At 74.6% G+C, this 18871-nt stretch carries 19 protein-coding genes; 12 read left to right on the top strand and 7 right to left on the bottom strand.

The genetic code is table 11. From position 1 onward, the window contains the following. Positions 1-194: 194 nt before the first annotated feature. Both CD790_RS32895 and CD790_RS32890 read left to right on the top strand, forming a co-directional pair. Positions 195-1640, top strand: a complete 1446-nt coding sequence (locus tag CD790_RS32895) for a hemolysin family protein (RefSeq protein ID WP_144387059.1) — start codon at positions 195-197, stop codon at positions 1638-1640. Then, positions 1637-2641, top strand: coding sequence for a hemolysin family protein (locus CD790_RS32890; RefSeq protein WP_144387058.1), 1005 nt, complete (start codon positions 1637-1639; stop codon positions 2639-2641). Before CD790_RS32895 ends, CD790_RS32890 begins: the two co-directional genes overlap by 4 nt. A gap of 269 nt (positions 2642-2910) precedes the next feature. On the opposite strand, the gene CD790_RS32885 is transcribed toward CD790_RS32890, so the two are convergent. Together CD790_RS32885 and CD790_RS32880 are read right to left on the bottom strand one after the other, a co-directional pair. Further along, positions 2911-3162, bottom strand: coding sequence for a hypothetical protein (locus tag CD790_RS32885; protein WP_144387057.1), 252 nt, complete (start codon positions 3160-3162; stop codon positions 2911-2913). A gap of 203 nt (positions 3163-3365) precedes the next feature. Next, positions 3366-3632 (bottom strand): hypothetical protein, encoded by a 267-nt coding sequence (locus tag CD790_RS32880; RefSeq protein WP_260868075.1) that lies wholly within the window; start codon positions 3630-3632, stop codon positions 3366-3368. A 180-nt stretch (positions 3633-3812) separates the two neighbouring features. Here CD790_RS32880 and CD790_RS32875 point away from each other — a divergent pair, with 180 nt between their 5' ends. The 7 genes from CD790_RS32875 to mug all read left to right on the top strand — a co-directional run bounded on the left by CD790_RS32875 (position 3813) and on the right by mug (position 11126). Next, positions 3813-4295, top strand: a complete 483-nt coding sequence (locus tag CD790_RS32875; protein WP_144387056.1) for a hypothetical protein — start codon at positions 3813-3815, stop codon at positions 4293-4295. A gap of 4 nt (positions 4296-4299) precedes the next feature. Next, entirely contained in the window at positions 4300-5295 is a 996-nt protein-coding gene (locus tag CD790_RS32870; RefSeq protein WP_144387055.1) for a hypothetical protein, read from the top strand. After that, positions 5292-7031 (top strand): prenyltransferase/squalene oxidase repeat-containing protein, encoded by a 1740-nt coding sequence (locus CD790_RS32865; RefSeq protein WP_144387054.1) that lies wholly within the window; start codon positions 5292-5294, stop codon positions 7029-7031. The genes CD790_RS32870 and CD790_RS32865 overlap by 4 nt, the downstream gene beginning before the upstream one ends. A 1-nt stretch (position 7032) precedes the next feature. Further along, a complete protein-coding gene (locus tag CD790_RS32860) occupies positions 7033-7896 on the top strand; it encodes an inositol monophosphatase (RefSeq protein WP_144387053.1) in 864 nt (287 codons plus the stop codon). 188 nt (positions 7897-8084) lie between these two features. Next, on the top strand, positions 8085-8855 hold the full coding sequence (locus CD790_RS32855; RefSeq protein ID WP_144387052.1) for an SGNH/GDSL hydrolase family protein: 771 nt from the start codon (positions 8085-8087) through the stop codon (positions 8853-8855). Between the two features lie 286 nt (positions 8856-9141). After that, the gene (gene purB / locus CD790_RS32850; protein ID WP_399218645.1) at positions 9142-10575 is read left to right on the top strand and encodes an adenylosuccinate lyase; all 1434 of its coding nucleotides are present in this window, start codon (positions 9142-9144) and stop codon (positions 10573-10575) included. A 56-nt stretch (positions 10576-10631) separates the two neighbouring features. Further along, on the top strand, positions 10632-11126 hold the full coding sequence (gene mug, locus CD790_RS32845; protein WP_260868074.1) for a G/U mismatch-specific DNA glycosylase: 495 nt from the start codon (positions 10632-10634) through the stop codon (positions 11124-11126). Between the two features lie 223 nt (positions 11127-11349). Here the strand turns inward: mug and CD790_RS32840 are convergent, their stop codons facing one another. The 3 genes from CD790_RS32840 to CD790_RS32830 all read right to left on the bottom strand — a co-directional run bounded on the left by CD790_RS32840 (position 11350) and on the right by CD790_RS32830 (position 13658). Further along, positions 11350-11790 (bottom strand): hypothetical protein, encoded by a 441-nt coding sequence (locus CD790_RS32840; protein ID WP_144387050.1) that lies wholly within the window; start codon positions 11788-11790, stop codon positions 11350-11352. A gap of 124 nt (positions 11791-11914) precedes the next feature. Continuing rightward, positions 11915-12718, bottom strand: a complete 804-nt coding sequence (locus tag CD790_RS32835; protein ID WP_144387049.1) for an ABC transporter permease subunit — start codon at positions 12716-12718, stop codon at positions 11915-11917. Positions 12719-12722: 4 nt separating this feature from the next. Continuing rightward, positions 12723-13658, bottom strand: coding sequence for an ATP-binding cassette domain-containing protein (locus CD790_RS32830; RefSeq protein WP_144387048.1), 936 nt, complete (start codon positions 13656-13658; stop codon positions 12723-12725). A 130-nt stretch (positions 13659-13788) separates the two neighbouring features. Here CD790_RS32830 and CD790_RS32825 point away from each other — a divergent pair, with 130 nt between their 5' ends. The 3 genes from CD790_RS32825 to CD790_RS32815 all read left to right on the top strand — a co-directional run bounded on the left by CD790_RS32825 (position 13789) and on the right by CD790_RS32815 (position 17052). Beyond that, positions 13789-15078, top strand: coding sequence for a sensor histidine kinase (locus CD790_RS32825; RefSeq protein WP_399218632.1), 1290 nt, complete (start codon positions 13789-13791; stop codon positions 15076-15078). A gap of 39 nt (positions 15079-15117) precedes the next feature. Further along, positions 15118-15768 carry a response regulator transcription factor gene (locus CD790_RS32820; protein WP_144387047.1) on the top strand — a complete coding sequence of 217 codons (651 nt, stop codon included), beginning with the start codon at positions 15118-15120 and terminating at the stop codon, positions 15766-15768. An 81-nt stretch (positions 15769-15849) separates the two neighbouring features. Continuing rightward, positions 15850-17052 carry an ROK family protein gene (locus tag CD790_RS32815; RefSeq protein WP_144387046.1) on the top strand — a complete coding sequence of 401 codons (1203 nt, stop codon included), beginning with the start codon at positions 15850-15852 and terminating at the stop codon, positions 17050-17052. Positions 17053-17384: 332 nt separating this feature from the next. On the opposite strand, the gene CD790_RS32810 is transcribed toward CD790_RS32815, so the two are convergent. Both CD790_RS32810 and CD790_RS32805 read right to left on the bottom strand, forming a co-directional pair. Next, entirely contained in the window at positions 17385-18137 is a 753-nt protein-coding gene (locus CD790_RS32810; protein ID WP_144387045.1) for a GntR family transcriptional regulator, read from the bottom strand. Between the two features lie 361 nt (positions 18138-18498). Then, positions 18499-18705 carry a hypothetical protein gene (locus CD790_RS32805; RefSeq protein ID WP_144387044.1) on the bottom strand — a complete coding sequence of 69 codons (207 nt, stop codon included), beginning with the start codon at positions 18703-18705 and terminating at the stop codon, positions 18499-18501. Between the last annotated feature and the right edge of the window lie 166 nt (positions 18706-18871).

Genomic DNA, 18871 nt, shown 5'->3' with positions numbered 1-18871 from the left:
TGCCATTTTGCCGATCCTTTACCATGAGGGTTCACGCGGCCACCGGGCCGACGTGGTGGGCGCGGCGAGAGCCGCCGCGCCGAGTGTGGTGAAAGGTGTGAGCGTCCGCCCATGGGCGAGCCTCCCAGTAGTCGACCTGGTCGACATCGCGCGTTCCCTCCCTCCCTGTCCGACCATGGGACGCAGGAGAACCGATGACCGAGCTGATCCTCCTGGCGGTCGCCCTGCTGCTGACGCTCGCCTGTGCCGTCTTCGTCGCGGCGGAGTTCTCGCTGACCACCGTCGACCGCGCGGACCTCGAGCGCGCCGCGGAGCGCGGCGAGCGCGGCGCGGACAGCGCCCTGCGCGCGGCGCGCGGGCTGACCTTCCAGCTGTCCGGCGCCCAGCTCGGCATCACCGTCACCGGCCTGATCATCGGCATGATCTCCAAGCCGTCGATCGCCACCCTGCTCACCGGGCCGGTGCGGGCGCTGGGCCTGCCGGAGTCCACCGCCTCCTCCGTCGCCCTGGTGCTGGGCACCGTCGTCTCCACCGTGGTCCTCATGGTCGTGGGTGAGCTGGTGCCCAAGAACTGGGCGATCTCCCGGCCGCTGCCGGTCGCCAAGCGGGTGGCGGGCGCCCAGCGCGCCTTCAGCGCCGCCTTCCGCCCACTGATCCGGCACCTGAACAACACCGCCAACCGCACCGTCACCAGGATGGGCCTGGAGCCCACCGAGGAGCTGGCCTCCGCGCGGGGGCCGCAGGAGCTGGTCGCGCTCGCGCGGCACTCGGCCAAGGAGGGCGCGCTGGAGGCGGACACCGCCGAGCTGTTCGTCCGCACCCTGGGGCTCAGCGAGCTGACGGCCTCGAACGTGATGACCCCGCGCGTGCAGGTCGTGGCGCTGGAGGCGCAGACCACCGCCGAGGACGTCGCCAACGCCACCCGCGCCACCGGCCTGTCCCGCTTCCCCGTCTACCGCAGCAGCCTGGACACCGTCATCGGCGTGGCGCACATCAAGGACGTGCTCGCCGTGCCGGCCGAGCGGCGCCCGCGGTACCCGGTCACCGAGCTGCTGCGCGAACCGCTGCTGGTGCCCGCCTCGCTGACCGTGGACCGGCTGCTGGACCAGCTGTCCGCCAAGCGCAACATGGCCGTCGTCATCGACGAGTACGGCGGCACGGCGGGCGTGGTGACGCTGGAGGACATCGTCGAGGAGGTCGTCGGCGAGGTGCGGGACGAGCACGACCCGCACGAGACCCCGGACCTGGCCCCGGCCGGCACCGACCGGGGCGGGTGCCGGCTGTACGACGCCGACGGCGCGGCCCGTACCGACCAGCTGGAGGCGATCGGCCTGCGCGCCCCGGAGGGCCCGTACGAGACCCTCGCCGGCCTCATCGCCACCGAGCTCGGCCGCATACCGGCCGTCGGGGACATCCTGGAGGTGGCCGGCTGGCGGATCGAGGTGCTGGACGCCTCCGGCCGCCGTGCCGCCGGGGTCCGGCTGCGTGGCCCGCACCCGTCCACGGGCCGGGAGCACGAGGACATGGCCGGTTACGAGCGCCGCTCGCGTCGGGGCAGGCGCGAGGCGCGGACCGAGCGCCGCGACCGCGCGGGACACGACCCGCGGGGCGAGGGGCATGAGGGGGAGGCCGGACGATGACGCTGCTGCAACTGCTGATCGGTCTGCTCACCCTGGTCGTCAACGCGTTCTTCGTGGGCGCGGAGTTCGCACTGGTCTCGGTGCGGCGCAGCCAGATCGAGCCGCACGCGGAGCGTGGCGAGCGCCGGGCGTACAGCGTGCTGTGGGGCATGAAGCACGTCTCCGCGGTGTTGGCGGCGGCCCAGCTCGGCATCACGCTGTGCACGCTGGTGCTGGGTATCGTCGCCGAGCCCGCCATGGCGCATCTGCTGGAGCCCGTCTTCCACGCGGTGGGGCTGCCGGACGGGCTGATCCACCCCGTCTCGTTCGTGATCGCGCTGTCTCTGGCCACCTATCTGCACATGCTCTTCGGCGAGATGGTGCCCAAGAACGTGGCGCTGGCCGAGCCGGTGCGCACCGCGCTGGTGCTGGGCCCCCCGCTGGTCGCGCTGGCCCGGGCGCTGCGTCCGGTGATCTTCACGGTCAACGCCTTCGCCAACAGCATCCTGAAGCTGCTGCGCGTCGAACCCAAGGACGAGGTATCGGCGACCTACTCCGACGACCAGCTGGCCCGGGTGGTCGCGGACTCCAGTGCGGCCGGACTGCTGGACGACCGTGCCACCGGGCGGCTGCGGGACGCCCTGGAGCTGGGCCGCCGACCGGTGCGGGACGTGGTGCTGCCCGTGGAGCGCGTGGTCTCCGCGCCGCTGGGGGTGACTCCGGAGGGGCTGGAGCAGCTGACCGCGAAGCACGGCTTCTCCCGCTTCCCCGTCGTCGACGACGCCGGCCGCATCCTGGGCTATCTGCATGTGAAGGACGCCCTCGACGCCCGCCCGCGCGACGTCCCGTTCACCCTCCGCCAGCTGCGCCGCATCGCGCGGGCGCGGGCGACGACACCGCTGGACGACGTGCTCACCGCGATGCGGAAGAGCCGCACCCATCTGGCGGCCGTGGTCGACGAGGACGGCCGGCTGGCCGGGCTCGTCACCATGGAGGACCTGCTGCGGGAACTGGTCGCCTGATCACGGCACCGCGCGCCTCCGCGCGGTTCGGGGCGTCCGACGGCATCGCTCGGCCGAGGTCGCGGCCAGCGGGCGCGGTGTCGGGTGCCGGGGCCGGGAGCCACTCCTGGCCCCGGCCCCGGCCCGGCCGCGCGGCCCCGGAGCCGTCCGCCGGCGTGCCGGCGGCCCGGCCCGGGAGGAGGCGTTCCGCGCCGCCCGCACCGGGGAGTCGTCGCCGGCGCGTCAGCAGACCGTCGGAGCCGGGTCCGCCGTGGTCCCGCCTCCCGCCGTCAGCAGCCGTCAGGGCCGGGCCCCGCCTCCCGCGCGGCGCGCTGCGCCTCGTGGGCGAGGATGCATGCCTGCCAGCGGGCCAGGGCCTCCGCGCGGCCGCCGCCCTCCGCCTCGGCGACGGCCAGCAGCGTGTCGGCGGCCATCGCGGCCAGGCGGACCGCGACCCGGCACACGTCGCGCGCTTCGAGCGGCGCGAGCAGGGTTACGGCGGCCTCTCCGTCGTCGGCGAGCGCGGTGGCGACCACTGCCATCGTCGTTCGATCACACTCATAGGCGTCCACGCTGATCAGGCTGCCCGCCGGGCGGCTTCCGGAACCCCGCGGCGCCCGACGGCGGCGGTTCCGGCCCGGGTAGGGCGGGGTATGGCCGCGGGGGACGCCCGGGACACGGCGGCATGCACCCGCCCGGTCGGCCCGCCCCGTCAGGCGGTGCCCTCGCTCGGCGGCAGCCCGGCTCACCTCGGCGCTCCGCCGGGCCTGTGCGCACCGCTCGACGCACCCGTTCCCGGCGTACCCGCGCCCGGCAGCCGGGTGGTGGTGGGGTCGTAGCGGAAGACCGCGTACTCGATACCGCCGATGACCTTCGCCCGATGCGTCCGCCGGTACAGCTCGGGCGGCCGGAAGATGTTGTCGTCGTAGACGTCCGCGCCCGGCTCCAGGTTCCACATCACCGTCGTGCCGTTGCGCGCACCGCCCTCGAAGTAGATATGGGTCATCACCATGGGGCTCATGATGCGCGCCCCCGGCGCCCCACGCAGCCGGGCACCGCCGGGCGATCGGACTCCGGCGAACCCGCCCACGGAGCGTGTCCGGATTGGTACGATGAGCTCATCCTCACCGTCTCGGCTCATCGCGAGGCGGGCGGCGCAATCCTTGACGACGTCCTGGGGGGCACGTTGTCCGTGGAGATCGAACGGAAGTTCCTGCTGGCCGCTCCACCCGACCCCGGGCATCCCGTGCTGAGCGCCGCACGGCGGGTGCAGTTGGAGCAGATCTATCTCAGCGTGGGCCCGGCCGGGGAGGAGCGGATCCGGCACTGGCGCTGCGGCGACACCGAGCGGTTCTTCCACACGTTGCTCACCCCGCTGCGACCAGGGGTGCGCACCATCGACGAGCGGGAGATCGGCCCCGAGGCGTACGCGCGGCTCCGCCGGCGGGGAGATCCGGGCCGGCAGCCGGTCGTCAAGGAGAGATGGCTCTTCGACTGGCGGGGGCGGCTGTTCGAGCTCGACATCATCCGCGAGCCCGCGAGCCGCGCCTGCCGCATCCTCGAGGTCCAGCTCGACAAGGAGCGGCAGCAGGTGTCCCTGCCCGAGTTCCTGCTGATCGACAGGGAGGTCACCGGCCATCCGGCCTTCTCCAACGCCGACATCGCGCGGGGCTGAGGCCATGGCGACCTCCTCGAACCCCTCGTCGCTCGCGGCACTGGACGCGCGCTTCGCCGCCCTCGCGGACGCGCACGCCCAGGGCCGCGCGGGCTCGCTCGCCGCCGCCCTCGCCCCCCTGTCGGACAGGGCATCGGTGTGCGCCATGCTGCGCGCCCTGTTACGGGACGAGCGCCGCCTCGCCGCGGTGGCGGAGCGCTCGTACGCCCACCCCAACGGCTTCTCCAAGATCGTCCTCGCCTCGGGTCCGGCGCACCGACTGCGACTGCACATCTGGTGGCGGCGCGAGGGGCCGGACGACGACGAGGCCCCCAATGTGCACAACCACCGCTGGGACTTCGCCTCGACACTGATCTCGGGCGGCTACCGCTACCAGCAGTTCACGCCCCCGCCCGCCCGCTCCTCGTCCGCCCCGCGGGCGGGGGCGGCGCCCGCGCGCGAGTTCCACGCCTACAGCTACGCCTCCGCGGACGACTCCTCCACGTACTCCCTGGTCCCGGTCGGCGTTCAGCGGCTGGAGCGCGTCTTCGACGCCCATATGGCGGCGGGCACCGGCTATGAACTCTCCGCCGACGTCCTGCACCGGGTGATCGGCGACCGTCGCGCCACCACCGCCAGCCTGGTCTTCCAGGGCCGCGACCGCCGCTCGACGGTGGACGTCTACGCCGAGCACGCGCTCGCCCACGGCGCGGCGATCGCGCTCCGCAGGCGGTCCCCCGGGGAGCTGGCGGAGGAGCTGACCCGGCTGCTGGGTCATCTCGCCGGGGGCGGTGAGCCCCCGGAACGACGCACGTCACCCGAGCGGTGCTCACTCGACGCCCTCGCGCCCGAGTGTCGCGCGCCCGAAGCCCGCGCGTCCGATGGCCGCGCCTCCGAACGCCGCACACCCGAAGACCGCGCGTCCGATGGCCGTGCCTCCGAACGCCGCACGCCCGAAGACCGAGCGTCCGCGCCCCCCGCGCGCCGGAGTCCCCCACCGCCCCAGGAGCTCGCCCTGTGACCACCGGAGTCGATCTGATCCTGCTGGCGCCCGAGGGCGACCGGGTGGTGCTGCGGGCCGAGGGCTCCCGCCTCGTCTGCCTCCGGCTGGAGCTCGCCGGACTCCCCGACGACACCGGCCGGCGCCCCGACGACGGGATCGACACCCTGGTGGAGCGCACGGCCGCCCGCGAGTTCGGGGTGGACGTCGCGTTCATGGGCCTGCTGGCCTACGAGCACACCGGGGGCACCGGGCGGCTGGTGGCCGCCGCGGTGCTGAGACCCGAGCGGCTGGCGATGCCCCACGACGCGCGCTGGCGCACGCTGAGCGTCGCGGAGGTCTGCAACCGGGGAGCCGACATCGAGCACGCGGCACACCTGGTCACCGCGGTGCGCTGGCACCGCGCGGCCAGCGGGGCCGCCGAGCTCAGCACCGCCATCCGACGCGCCTTCGACACCTCCATCGCCTACCTCGACAGCCACCTGTCGACGGAGGACGGCCGCTGGGGGTGGAACCAGTGGCAGGACGGCAGGAGCATCGGCATCCTGTCCACCGCGGAGGCGGTGCTCGCCCATATCCACGCCGGGGCGCGAGGCGAGTTCGTCAGCCGCCCGGCCCAGACCCTGGCCGCGGAGCAGAACCCCGACGGCGGCTGGCGGGTGCGCAGTTCGCTCATCGGCGGAATGAGCAGCCTGTCGATCACCGAGTCCACGGCCGCCTGCCTGACCGCCCTCCGGGAGGCGGGCTGGTCGCACACCGACTCCGCCGTGACCAAGGGCATCGCCTGGCTGGAAGAGCAGCAGCGGCCGGACGGCGGCTGGGCCTCCTCCGCCGAGGACAGCCAGTCCATGGTCTTCCCCACCACCGCGGCGATCCGGGCGCTGGCGGGCTTCAACCGGGTCGACTCGGTCTCCAGGGGCGTGTCCTGGCTCCGGCACGCGCAGTGTCCGGACGGCGGTTGGGGGGCCTCACCGCGGGCGACGGACAGCGCGCGGCCGTCGTCCCCCGCGTACACCGGCTACGCGATCGTGGCGCTGCTCGCGGCCCGTTCCCCCGAAACGGACACGGCGGTCGTCGCCGGCTGCGACTATCTGGTGGAGACGTTCGACGCGCTCCGGGAGGAGCCGTGGGAGTCCACGACGGCCAACACCCCGGTCGATCCCGGGCGTTCGATCCGCATGGACTACCGCCACTTCGCCACACCCTGGGCGCTGACGGCGCTGAGCCTGGCCGGGCACGACCTGGACGAGGCCGTGGTGCTGGACGGAGTGCGTCGACTCCTCGCACTCCAACAGCCCAACGGCACCTGGAGGTGCAGCGTGACCGCACCCGACTCACCACCGGTGTGGGCGACACACGACGCCGTCCTCGCCCTGCGCACGGTGTTGCGGGCCAGCACCCGCACGCTGGTGCCGGTCGCCGTCGACCAGTACGTCCAGCAGGACCGCCGCGTCATGCAGGCCCATCTGGGCCGGGTCGTCGCCCAGCCGTCCGACGGCGCGGCGGCGGGCGGCCGCATCGGGCGCGTCGGCGCGGTGTGGCTGTCGGCCCTGACCGTGGCCGTGACGATGCTGGGGCTCTGGCAGGGGGGCGTGTTCGAGCAGTTGCAGTCGAGTTCGGGGACGCGCCAGGTGCTCGCGGCCGCCGCGAGCATCGTGCTTCCCGTGGCGGGCGCCACCGTGCCCGCCGTTCTGATCGAGGAACACCGCCTGAGGCGCGGACGGCGCTCGGCGAACCGACGACAGGACGGGGACTGAGATGGCTTCCACCGGCTCGTCGGCGGGCGGGGCGGACGACCGACACCGGCGCGACGTGGAGCGCGAACTGGCCGTCGCGCGGCACGCCGCGCGGAGCGCCGGAAAAGCCCTGCGCGATCAGTTCGGTTCCCGGCTGATCAGCGCCGCGAAGGGCCCCCATGACGTGCAGTTGCGGGCCGACGTCACCGCGCAGGACATCATCGCCCGGCAGTTGCGGGCGGAGTTCCCCGACTACGGGGTGGTGGCGGAGGAGGAGCCGTACACCCGGTGGCCGGACACCCCGCTCACCTGGGCGGTGGATCCCCTCGACGGCACCAACAACTTCGGCTTCGGCATCGCCCACTGCGCGATCGCCATCAGCCTCTTCGAGCGGGAGCGCGTCGTCCTCGCGCTGGTCTTCGATCCCCTGCTCGACCGCGAGTGCTTCGCCGTCGACGCCGCGGGCACCGTCGGCGGGGGCGACCGCGCCCGGCCGCCGGCCCCGCCCGCCGAAGGCGTCCCCCTGCGGCAGGCGGTGATCTCCCTCGTCACCAACTACTCCGACGGGGGCCACGCCTGGTTCCGACGCGCGGACGCCCTGGCCGCCGAGCGGTGCCGGCGAGCGGTGAACCTGTGGGCGCCCGCGCTGGACCTGGCGCTGGTGGCCGAAGGGGTGCTGGACGGCATGGTCTGCCACGGGGGCTATCTCCTGGACGTGTGCGGCGGGCTGTTCCTGGTCCAGGCCGCGGGCGGCTGCGTGCTGGACCCGCACGGCCACCCGACGACGGCGGAGCGGTCGCGGCACGACGAGCCGATCTCCTTCGTGGCGGCCCGGAGCCCGGAGCTGGCCCGTGAGCTGCTGGACGCCGGATTCCTGGCCGAGTGAGGGTCGCCCCGACTCGCCGCCCCACGGCCGCGTACGCACTCCAACCCCGCACGCACCGGCGAACCGAGCCCTGAAAAGGGGCGCGCAGGCGAGCACGGTCGACCGTCGGCAGTCGCTTGCAGCGCCCGGAGGCGAACCGAGCCCCAAGAAGAGGGAGCCGACATACCGATGGGTATGATCACCGCGCCATGCAGATGAACGCCACCTACACCAGCTTCGTCGCGGTCGGCGACTCGTTCACCGAGGGGATGTCCGACGAGCTTCCGGACGGCGGTTACCGCGGCTGGGCGGACCTGCTCGCCGCGCGCCTCGCGGCGCGTACCCCCGGCTTCCGCTATGCCAACCTCGCGGTGCGCGGCAAGCTCATCGGGCAGATCGTCGATGAGCAGACGGCGCCGGCAGCCGCGATGGGCGCCGACCTCGTGACCTTGGTCGGCGGGCTGAACGACGTGTTGCGCCCGAAGTGCGACGTGGCGCGGGTGTGCGCCCTGCTGGAGGAGGCCGTCGAGCGGCTCGCCCCCAGCTGCCGCCAGTTGGTGCTGATGCGCAGCCCGGGCCGGCGCGGGCCGGTCTTCGAGCGGTTTCGGCCCCGGATGGAGACGCTGTTCTCGCACCTCGACACGCTCGCCGGGCGACACGGGGCGGTCGTGGTGGATCTCTTCGGCTCCAAGGCGTTGGGGGATCCGCGGATGTGGGCGGACGACCGGCTGCATCTGAACGCCGAGGGGCACCGACGGGTCGCCGAGGCGGTGTGGCAGGCGCTGGGCCATGAGCCGGTGGAGGACTGGGACGCGCCGCTGCCGCTGGCCGCGCCGGCGAGCTGGGGCGCCCGCCGCGGCGCCGACCTGCGGTTCGCCCGTCTGCACCTGGCGCCCTGGATAGGCCGGCGGCTGACCGGCCGCTCCTCGGGCGACGGACGGCCGCCGAAGCGGGCCGAGCTGCTGCCGTACGAGAGGTGAGCGTCGCCCGGCGCCGCGCCACACCCGAGGCCGCAGGGCGCGGGGCCCGGCGGGGCCCCGGAGCCGCCGCCCCACCGGACACCGGAGCGAGGCCGCGCCGCGGGACCGACCGGACACCGGGGCGAGGCGCCACCGCGTGACCGACCGGACACCGGGCCGGCGCGCCGGGCGGGTGCCGACCGTACGGGCCCACCCGCGCCCGCGGGCTTTCGTAGTAAGCCACAAAGCGGGGCGGGGCGCTGGCCTGCGTAAACCGCCAGTAGACTCTGGTCACGTGACTGCTGCTCTGTCTGCGAAGCCCCGCATCCCGAACGTCCTGGCCAACCGCTACGCCTCCGCGGAGCTGGCCGTCCTGTGGTCCCCCGAGTACAAGGTGACGCTGGAGCGGCGGCTGTGGCTCGCCGTGCTGCGCGCCCAGAAGGACCTGGGGATCGAGGTGCCGGACGCCGCGCTCGCCGACTACGAGCGGGTCCTGGAGGACGTCGACCTGGCCTCGATCGCCGAGCGCGAGAAGGTCACCCGGCATGACGTCAAGGCCCGGATCGAGGAGTTCAACGCCCTCGCCGGCCATGAGCACGTGCACAAGGGCATGACCTCCCGCGACCTGACCGAGAACGTCGAGCAGCTTCAGATCCGGCTCTCCCTGGAGCTGGCGCGGGACCGCACGGTGGCGGTGCTGGCCCGGCTGGCCAAGCTGGCCGGTGAGCATGCCGAGCTGGTCATGGCGGGCCGCTCGCACAATGTCGCCGCGCAGGCCACGACCCTCGGCAAGCGCTTCGCGACCGCGACGGACGAGCTGCTGGTGGCCTACGGCCGGCTGACCGACCTGCTGGACCGCTACCCGCTGCGCGGTATCAAGGGCCCCGTCGGCACCGCGCAGGACATGCTGGACCTGCTGGGCGGCGACGCGGGCAAGCTGGCCGAGCTGGAGCGGCGGATCGCCGCGCACCTCGGCTTCGGGCACGCCTTCACCTCCGTCGGCCAGGTCTACCCGCGCTCGCTCGACTACGACGCGGTCACGGCCCTGGTGCAGCTGGCCGCCGCGCCCTCCTCGCTCGCCAAGACCATCCGGCTGATGGCCGGGCACGAGCTGGTCACCGAGGGCTTCAAGCCGGGCCAGGTCGGCTCCTCGGCGATGCCGCACAAGATGAACACCCGCTCCTGCGAGCGCGTGAACGGCCTCGCGGTCATCCTGCGCGGCTACGCCTCGATGACCGGTGAGCTGGCGGGCGACCAGTGGAACGAGGGCGACGTCTCCTGCTCGGTGGTGCGCCGGGTCGCGCTGCCGGACGCGTTCTTCGCCTTCGACGGTCTGCTGGAGACCTTCCTGACCGTGCTGGACGAGTTCGGCGCCTTCCCCGCCGTCGTCGCCCGCGAGCTGGACCGCTACCTCCCCTTCCTCGCCACCACCAAGGTGCTGATGGGCGCGGTGCGCGCCGGGGTGGGCCGCGAGGAGGCGCACGAGGCGATCAAGGAGCACGCGGTCGCCACCGCGCTGGCCATGCGCGAGCAGGGTGCCGAGCGCAACGACCTGCTGGACAAGCTCGCCGCCGACGCCCGCATCCCGCTGGACCGGGCGGCGCTGGACGCGCTGATGGCCGACAAGCTGTCCTTCACCGGCGCCGCGGCCGACCAGGTCGCCGCCGTGGTCGCCCGCGTCGAGGAGATCGTCAAGCAGCACCCGGAGGCGGCCGGCTACACGCCGGGGGCGATCCTCTGACCTCCTCCTTCACGCCTGAGGAGCTGGAGGCCGCCCGCGACCGCGTCGTTCCCGACGTGGTCGCGGACGGGCTCCATGTCCTCTTCTGCGGGATCAACCCGGGGCTGCTGTCGGCGGCCACCGGCCACCACTTCGCCCGGCCGGGCAACCGCTTCTGGCCGGTGCTGCACGCCTCAGGCTTCACCCCGCGCCGGCTCGCCCCCGCCGAGCAGGGCGAGCTGCTCCGCTACGGGCTCGGAATCACCAACGTGGTGTCCCGTCCCACCGCGCGCGCCGACGAGCTGTCTGCCCGGGAGTACCAGGAAGGCGGGCGGCTGCTCGCCGAGAAGGTGCTTCGGCTGCGGCCGCGCTGGCTCGCGGTGGCCGGCGTCACCGCCTACCGCGCGGCCTTCGGTGACAAGCGCGCACAGATAGGCCCGCAGGAGCGGACCATAGGCACCACCCGTGTCTGGGCCCTGCCCAACCCCAGCGGTCTCAACGCCCACTGGACGCTCGAGAGGATGGCCGAGGAGTACGGGCGGTTGCGGGCGGCGGCGTTCGCCGACGACTGACGCGCCCACCAGGCCCCACCGGCACGCGTTCATCGCCGCCACCCCCTCGAAACGCCACCGCCGCCGCTCGTCCACGCCCACCCCCTCGAAACGCCACCGCCGCCACTCGTCCACGCCCACTCCCGCGAAGCGTCACCGGCCCCTCGTCGCTGACGCCTCCGCCGGCTCCTTCGCCGGCGCCGCTCGTCGCCAACGACCCCGCCGGGCACGACCGGCCCCCTCATCAGCGCATGTCGCCCTCGCCTATCGCCGCCACCAGCTGGATCGGCAGCTCGCGGTCGCCCTGGCCCACTCCCACCGCCACCCAGCGCCCGTCAACCCGCCAGGCGTGCAGCCGGCCGACGTAGGAGCAGAGGGAGTCCAGCGGGGGCGGGACCGGCTCGTGGAGGGCGGAGCGCTCCAGATGGTCGGTGAGGTCGACGGCCTCCGGCTCGCCCCACCGCCGCGACAGCGCCTGGATCAGGCATCGCAGCTCGGCGTCGAACTCCTCGTCCACCTCGGCGACGCGCGCCAGGTCCGCGTCCCAGAAGTCCTCGCTGACCCGGAGGTCGGCGATGTGGAACCCGGGTCCGCTCTCGAGCAACGGTCCGCTCACGGGGCGGTCCGGGAACGGTCGGGCGCGCAGCTCGTCGATGGCGGCCAGGTGCCGGGCGATGTCCGTCATGCCGTCAGTAAAGCCGGGGGGTCTGACAATCGGCGTCCGCGACCGCCCACCGGCCGTCCCACCGTGGGGCGTTCCCCGTGCGCGACCCGCGCCGTCTGACCACGGGCCGGCCGTCACCGGGGCGTCAGGCGTCGCGGCGTTCCAGCACGCGCCAACCGACCCAGATCGCCGCCGCCGTCCACAGGGCGAGCACGCCCAGCCCGGACCAGGGACCCAGGCCGCCCTCGGGGGCGGCGTGCAGGATCTGCTGTCCGGCCCGGTCGGGCAGGAACCGGGTCGTCGCTCCCTCGCCGAGCACCGGGGACAGGAAGCAGACCACCGGGACGAGCACCCCGATCGCGCCGACGGTGCTGCGCAGCGCCGCCGCGACACCTGCGGCCAGCAGGGTCAGCAGGGTGAGGTAGAGCCCGCAGCCCAGGACGGCGCGCAGCGCTCCCGGTGCGCCCAGCCCCACGCCGTGCCCGTCGAGCAGCGCCTGCCCGCCGAGCAGTGCGGCGAAGCCGGTGACCAGTCCGGTGGCGAGGGAGAGCCCGCCGACGACGGCCAGTTTGCCGCCGTACCAGAGTCCGCGCCGGGGAACGGCGGCCAGCCAGACGCGGATCCCCCCGTCCGCGTACTCCCCGGCGACCGCCAGCACGCCGAAGCAGATGGCGGCGATCTGCCCGAAGTTGAGGCCGAAGAAGGAGGCGAAGACCGGGTCGAAGTCCGCCGCCTCGAGCTCGGCCTTCCCGTAGGTGCCGCACGCCAGCATCGTGCCGCCGACCGTCGCGGCCAGGCCGCCGACCAGGGCGAGCGACAGGGAGCGCAGGGTGCGGACCTTCGTCCACTCGGAGTGGACGACCGCTCTGATCGAGGCGCGTCCCGCGCGGCTCTGGCCGAGGTGGTCCGCGGGGTGCGTGAGGACCTGCTCCCGGGTGTCTTGGGACATGTGTTCAGACCTTCCGTGTCGTGGCTGCCGCGGCCGGTGCCGCGTACTCGGTCTCGCCCGCGGTGAGCCGCAGGTAGGCCTCCTCCAGCGATCCCCCCTCACCGGTCAGTTCGAGGACCGCGATCCCGTGCCGCGCGGCGAGCGCGCCGATGTCGCCGGCCTCGGCGCCTTCCACGGCCCAGCGGCCGGTGCCGTCCGGCACCGCGGTGTATCCCGCGCGGGTCAGCTCCTCGCGCAGCCGCTCGGGCTCCGCGGAGCGGACCAGCGCCCGCCGCTCGCCGTGCTCCCGGAGGAAGCCCTCCAGGGACGCGTCGGCGAGCAGCCGGCCGCGGCCCAGGACGACCAGGTGGTCGGCGACCCGCGCGGTCTCCGCCATCAGATGGCTGGAGACCAGGACCGTGCGGCCCTCGTCGGCCAGCCGCCTCATCAGCGTGCGGATCCAGATGACGCCCTCGGGGTCGAGCCCGTTGGTCGGCTCGTCCAGCATCACCACCGACGGGTCGCCGAGGAGGGCCGCGGCGATGCCCAACCGCTGCCGCATGCCCAGCGAGAAGGTGCGGACGCGCCGCCCGGCCGCCGCGGTCAGGCCCGTCTCGGCCAGCACCTCGTCCACCCGACGCGACGGCAGCCGGTTGCCGAGGGCCAGACAGCGCAGGTGGTCGCGGGCGGTGCGGCCGCCGTGGATGGCGCCCGCGTCCAGCAGCGCCCCGACGTGGCGGAGCGGCTCGGCCAGTTCGCGGTAGGCGCGGCCGCCGACGGTCGCCGTGCCGGAGGTCGGCCGGTCCAGGCCGACCACCGCCCGCATGGTGGTGGACTTGCCCGCACCGTTGGGGCCGAGGAATCCGGTGACCCGGCCCGGCCGGACGCTGAAGGTGAGGCCGTCCACCGCGCGGACGGAGCCGTACTCCTTGGTGAGTTCGTGGATGTCGATCGCTGTCATGTCGTCAACGGTGCCGCGCGGCGGGGGTTCCGGGCCTCCCTCGGGCGCGGGTTCGCCCTCCCCCGGGCGCGGGTTCCGCCTCCCCCGCGCGGGGGAGGCCGGGCGCGCCGCGCGGTGACAGCATGACGGGGTGACGACGATCTTGAGCCCGGTGCGCGCGCTGGTGCTTCCGCTGACCCGCGCGGTCCTCTACACCCGGTGGCTGCACCTGCTCAGCGGGGCGGTGCCGGCCGCGGTCTGCTCGCTGGTCTATCCCGGCCTCTCCGGCCTGACCACGGTCGGGGCACTGTGGCTGCTGGTGCTGCCGGTGCCGTTTCTGGTGGGGTGGGCCATGGTGCCGGGCGCGCGGCTCGCGGAGGGCCTCCAGGCGCGGCTGCTGCTCCTGTCCGGCACCCACGCGCGGGGCGGCCCGCGCGGGGCGGCGGTTGAGCCGGTCGCCGTCGCTCGGATCGCCGCCGCCCCCGCGGCCTCCTGGGGCGATCGTTGGCTCACCGCGCTGTGGCTGGTGCTGCGGCTGGAAGCGGGCTGTGTGACGGTCCTGTTGTGCATGTGGCTGCCGGGGCTCACCGGGGCGCTGCTGGGCGCGGCGACCGGCGATCCGGCCGGGGGTGCCGGCGACGGCCTTCCGGTGCCGCGACCCGGCGGCCACCAGGGCTGGTACGCGCTGCTCGCGCCGCTTCCCCTGGTCGCCCTGGCGGCGTACGTCGTCGGCGCCGGAGCCCTGATGACGGCCGTCGCCACCCGTCTCCTGGGGCCGTCGGCCGGCGAGCGGCTGGCCGCCCTGGAGGAGCGCACCGAGCGTCTGCTGGAACACAATCGGCTCGCCCGCGAGCTGCACGACTCGATCGGGCACGCCCTGACCGTCGCCGTCGTGCAGGCGGGCGCCGCGCGGGCCGCCGGCTCCGCCGAGTTCACCGACCGGGCGCTGTCGGCCATCGAGGAGACCGGACGGCAGGCCCTGGAGGACCTGGAGCGCGTGCTGCGGCTGCTGCGCGAGGATCCGGCGGAGCGCCCCGCCGACCGTCCCGGCATCGTCGACGCGGACCGACTCCTGGAGTCCGCCCGCGCCGCCGGCTCGTCCCTCGACGCGCGTGTCACCGGGGACCTCGCGGCCCTCCCCGGCCCGGTCTCCCGCGAGGGCTACCGCATCCTCCAGGAGGCGCTCGCCAACGTCCTGCGCCATGCGGGTCCGGTGCCGGTGACCGTCCGCGTCGCCGCCGACGACCGCACCGGTGCGCTGGAGCTCGACATCCGCAACCCCCTTCCCGGCGACGGGGCCCAGGCCACGCTGCGCGGCGCCGGTTCCGGCAGCGGCCTGCGCGGGATCCGCGAACGCGCGGCCCTCCTCGGCGGCGAGGCCGCGACCGGGCCGCACGAGGGCGAGTGGCGGGTCTTGGTCCGGCTGCCCGCGGACGTGTAGGCGTCGGCCGGGCCGACCCCACCGGCTTAAGGTGATCGCGTGCCGATATCCGTTCTCCTCGTCGACGACGAACAGCTCGTGCGCGCCGGGCTGGCCGCCATCCTCAGCGCGCAACCGGACATCGACGTGGTGGGCGAGGCCGCCGACGGGGCGGCGGTGCTGCCGTTGGTCCGCGAGCTGCGGCCGGACGTGGTGGCGATGGACGTGCGGATGCCGCTGCTGGACGGCATCGAGGCGACCCGCGCGGTGCTGCGCACGGTCCCGGACCCTCCGAAGATCCTGGTCATCACGACCTTCGAGAACGACGAGTACGTCTACGAGGCGCTCCGCGCGGGGGCCGACGGCTTCCTGCTCAAGCGGGCCCGGCCCGCCGAGATCGTGCACGCGGTGCGGCTGGTCGCCGAGGGCGACTCGCTGCTGTTCCCCGCCGCCGTGCGGGAGCTGGCGGCCGGCCGCGCGAACGCGGGCGCCCGGGAGACGATGGCGCGGGCCGCGCTGACCGACCGCGAGGCCGAGGTGCTGCGGCTGATGACGCGCGGGATGTCCAACGCGGAGATCGCGCGGACTCTGCTGTTGGGCACCGAGACGGTCAAGACGCATGTCAGCGCGGTGCTGAGCAAGTTGGGAGCCCGGGACCGCACCCAGGCGGTGATCGCGGCGTACGAGTCCGGATTCGTCACCCCCGGCTGAGCTCGGACGGGGTACCGCCCCTCGCCGCTCCCCTGGGCACCGGATACGATCCGGCACACACGCACAGGTAGGGAGGCCGACGTGGGGCGGCTCACCGGCGGGGATCCGTCGCTGCTCCGGCGGATCAACTCCGCCGTGGTCCTGCATGCCCTCCGTGCGGCCACGGCCCCCCGACCGGGCTCCGGCCGGCGCACTCCCGGCTCCGCCACCCTCACCGACCTGACCCGTTCCACCGGGCTGTCCCGGCCGACGGTCGAGGGCGTGGTGGAGGGCCTGATGGCCAGCGGTCTGGCCGCGGAGGCGGCACCCGAGGACGACGGCGTACGCCGCCAGGGCCGTCCCGCCCGCCGTTTCCGGTTCCGCGCGGAGGCCGGGCATCTGCTCGGCATCGAGATCGGCCCGCACCGGGTGGCCGCCCTGCTCTCCGACCTCGACGGCCGGGTGCTGGGCTCGGCGGTGCGCGAGGTCGCCCAGAGCGCGCCGGCCGACGAGCGCCTGCGGCGGGTCCGGGACGCCGTCGCCGATCTGCTGGGCCGCACCGGGGTCAGCCGGGACGGACTGCGCGCCGTGGGCGTCGGCACCCCCGGCATCATCGAGGCGGACGGCACCGTACGGCTGGGCACCGCGCTCCCCGGCTGGACCGGGCTGGCGCTCGGCGAGCGCCTCGGCCGCTCCTTCCACTGCCCGGTTCTGGTGGAGAACGACGCCAACGCCGCGGCCGTGGCCGAGCACTGGAAGGGCGCCGCGGTCGGCTCCGACGACGTGGTGTTCGTCCTCGCCGGGCTGAGCCCGGGCGCGGGCTCGCTCATCGGCGGGCGGCTGCACCGCGGCTTCGGCGGCGCGGCCGGGGAGATCGGCGCGCTCCATCTGCTGGGCCGCGAGGCGACGCCGGAACAGATGCTGTCCACCACCGGCGAGCCGCTCCTGCCCCTCGACGAGGCCCAGGTCGCCCGGGTCTTCGCGCTGGCCCGCAAGGGCGATCCGCGGGCCCGTGCCGCGGTGGACCGCTTCATCCAGCGGCTGGTCCACGACGTCGCCGCGCTCGTCCTCGCGCTCGATCCGGAGGTGGTGGTCGTCGGCGGCTGGGCCGCCGGGCTGGACGGCGTGTTGGACCCGCTGCGCGAACAGTTGGCCCGGTACTGCCTGCGCCCGCCCCTGGTGGCCCAGTCGCTGCTCGGCGAGGCCGCCGTCGCCACGGGGGCGCTGCGGCTGGCCCTCGACCATGTCGAGGAGGCGCTCTTCGCGGTGGAGAGCACGGTGACCGCCCGACGCTCGACGCGCTGAGGCCCTCACGCGGTGCCGCGCGGCGTCCCTGCCGCGATCTCCCCCTGCGGCTCGCCGTACGACGTCCTACGCCGCGACGCGGCCGGTGGCGGCCGCACCCCGAGCCCGATCGGGCCGCACGGCCGCTGGACACCGGCCGACACCTTCACTTCTGAGGGCCCGTCGGGCGTGGGAGCGCGGCGTCGAACGCGCGGCATCGGGCGTGGGGCGCCGGACGCGTGGCATCCGGTGCGCGGGATCGGGCGTGAGGCGTCGGGCGTGAGGCGTCGAGCAGGGCTGGGGCACGGCCGGAAGGTGGTCTTCCGGCCGCGCCTCGTCGAACGGACGGTGGGTCAGCCGGCCAGGAGTTGGACGCCCGCGCCCGCGTCGCCGAAGGTCAACCGGCAGGTGTCGGCGCGGTAGGTCGCGATCGCGACGGCCGCGGTACGGCCCTCCGCGACATAGCGGGTGGTGACGAGCAGGACCGGCGCCCCGGGGAGGCGGTCGAGCTGTCGGGCGTCGTCCGCGCGGGCGGAGCCGAGCTCCACGGACTGTTCCCGGCCCTCCAGCTCGAGCCGGCGGAGTTCGCGCAGCACGGTGCGGGCGCGGGCCGCGCCGCTGGGGGCGTCGATGGCGCTGAGGCCGGGCACGGACTCCGCCGGGATGTAGACGAGTTCGGCCGCGAGCGGCTGGCCGTGCGACATCCGGCTGCGCCGTACGACGTGCACCGGGGTGTCCTGGGCGACGCCCAGCAGCCTGGCGACGGCCGCGGGCGGCGCGGCCTCCTCGCACTCGACCGGCTCCCAGGTGTCGGCGGCGTCGTCGGCGCCGGGCCAGCTGTGCTCCGGGTCGCCGACGGCCACGCCCACCCGGGGCGGCGCGACGGTGGTGCCGACACCGCGACGACGCTGCAACCGCCCTTCCAGCTCCAGCTGTTCCAGGGCCTGCCGAAGCGTCGCGCGGGCGACGCCGAAGCGGGCGGCGAGCTCGCGCTCGTTGGGCAGGATCTCGCCCACGGCGAACTCCGAGTCGAGCGCGTCGCTGAGCACGGTCTTCAGGTGCCAGTACTTCGGCTCCGGCACCGATTCGAGCTGCGTGGTCCCCACCCTGTCCTCCGCGATCGCCGAGTGTCCCCCGGGGACGGGCGTCCCCGCCAAGATATGCGCGCTTCTTTATTAAAGGTTGTTTCAGTATGTATGACTGCGACGATAGGACGGCGTTCACCCTTGGTCAAGACCAATCCCCGGCCGTGCCGTCGTCGGCACCCGCCGGTCAGGCCCTCGCCCACGCCGACTCACGCCCGCTCAAGCGGGGGCTCGGCCTCGGCCTCGCGTCGACCGTCCACGCGCCGTGGCGTCCGCGTCCGCGTCCGCCTCGGCCGAGACCGCTGGCGGGCGCCCCCCACCACTCTCCCCGACCCGTGTGAACTGGAGAACAACGGAGTATGGGTTCCGGCGCCCGTGCGGGTCAGCGGGCGAGCACCACGGTGATCGAGTCGTCGGGGCAGCCCGCCCCGAGCCGCTGGAGCGCGGCCGCCCCGCCGCCGTCGACCGCCAGCCGCCAGCGGGTCTTCACCACGGTCCACTCGGTGACGTACCGACAGAGGGCCTCGTCGTCCGGCGGCAGCCACTCGCCGGGGTCCTGGTCGGCCTTCTTCCGGTTCTCGGAGGCCATCACCGCCACCAGGGAGCGTGGATCGCCCAGGTCGTTGGCGTACTCCTGCCGCTCCTGCGCGCTCCAGGCGGAGGCCCCAGCTGGCGGGGAGCGTCATTCCGAACGTGCTGTATTCCGCTGGTCGCCACGGGCGCGGGCTGCGAGGTAGGCGGTCCAGTCGGTGGCC

The sequence above is a fragment of the Streptomyces sp. SAJ15 genome, from assembly GCF_007595705.1.
In the GTDB taxonomy this organism is placed as follows: domain Bacteria; phylum Actinomycetota; class Actinomycetes; order Streptomycetales; family Streptomycetaceae; genus Streptomyces.
The sequence above is the reverse complement of the archived record's forward strand: the minus strand, read 5'-3'. Positions and strand labels throughout refer to the sequence as shown.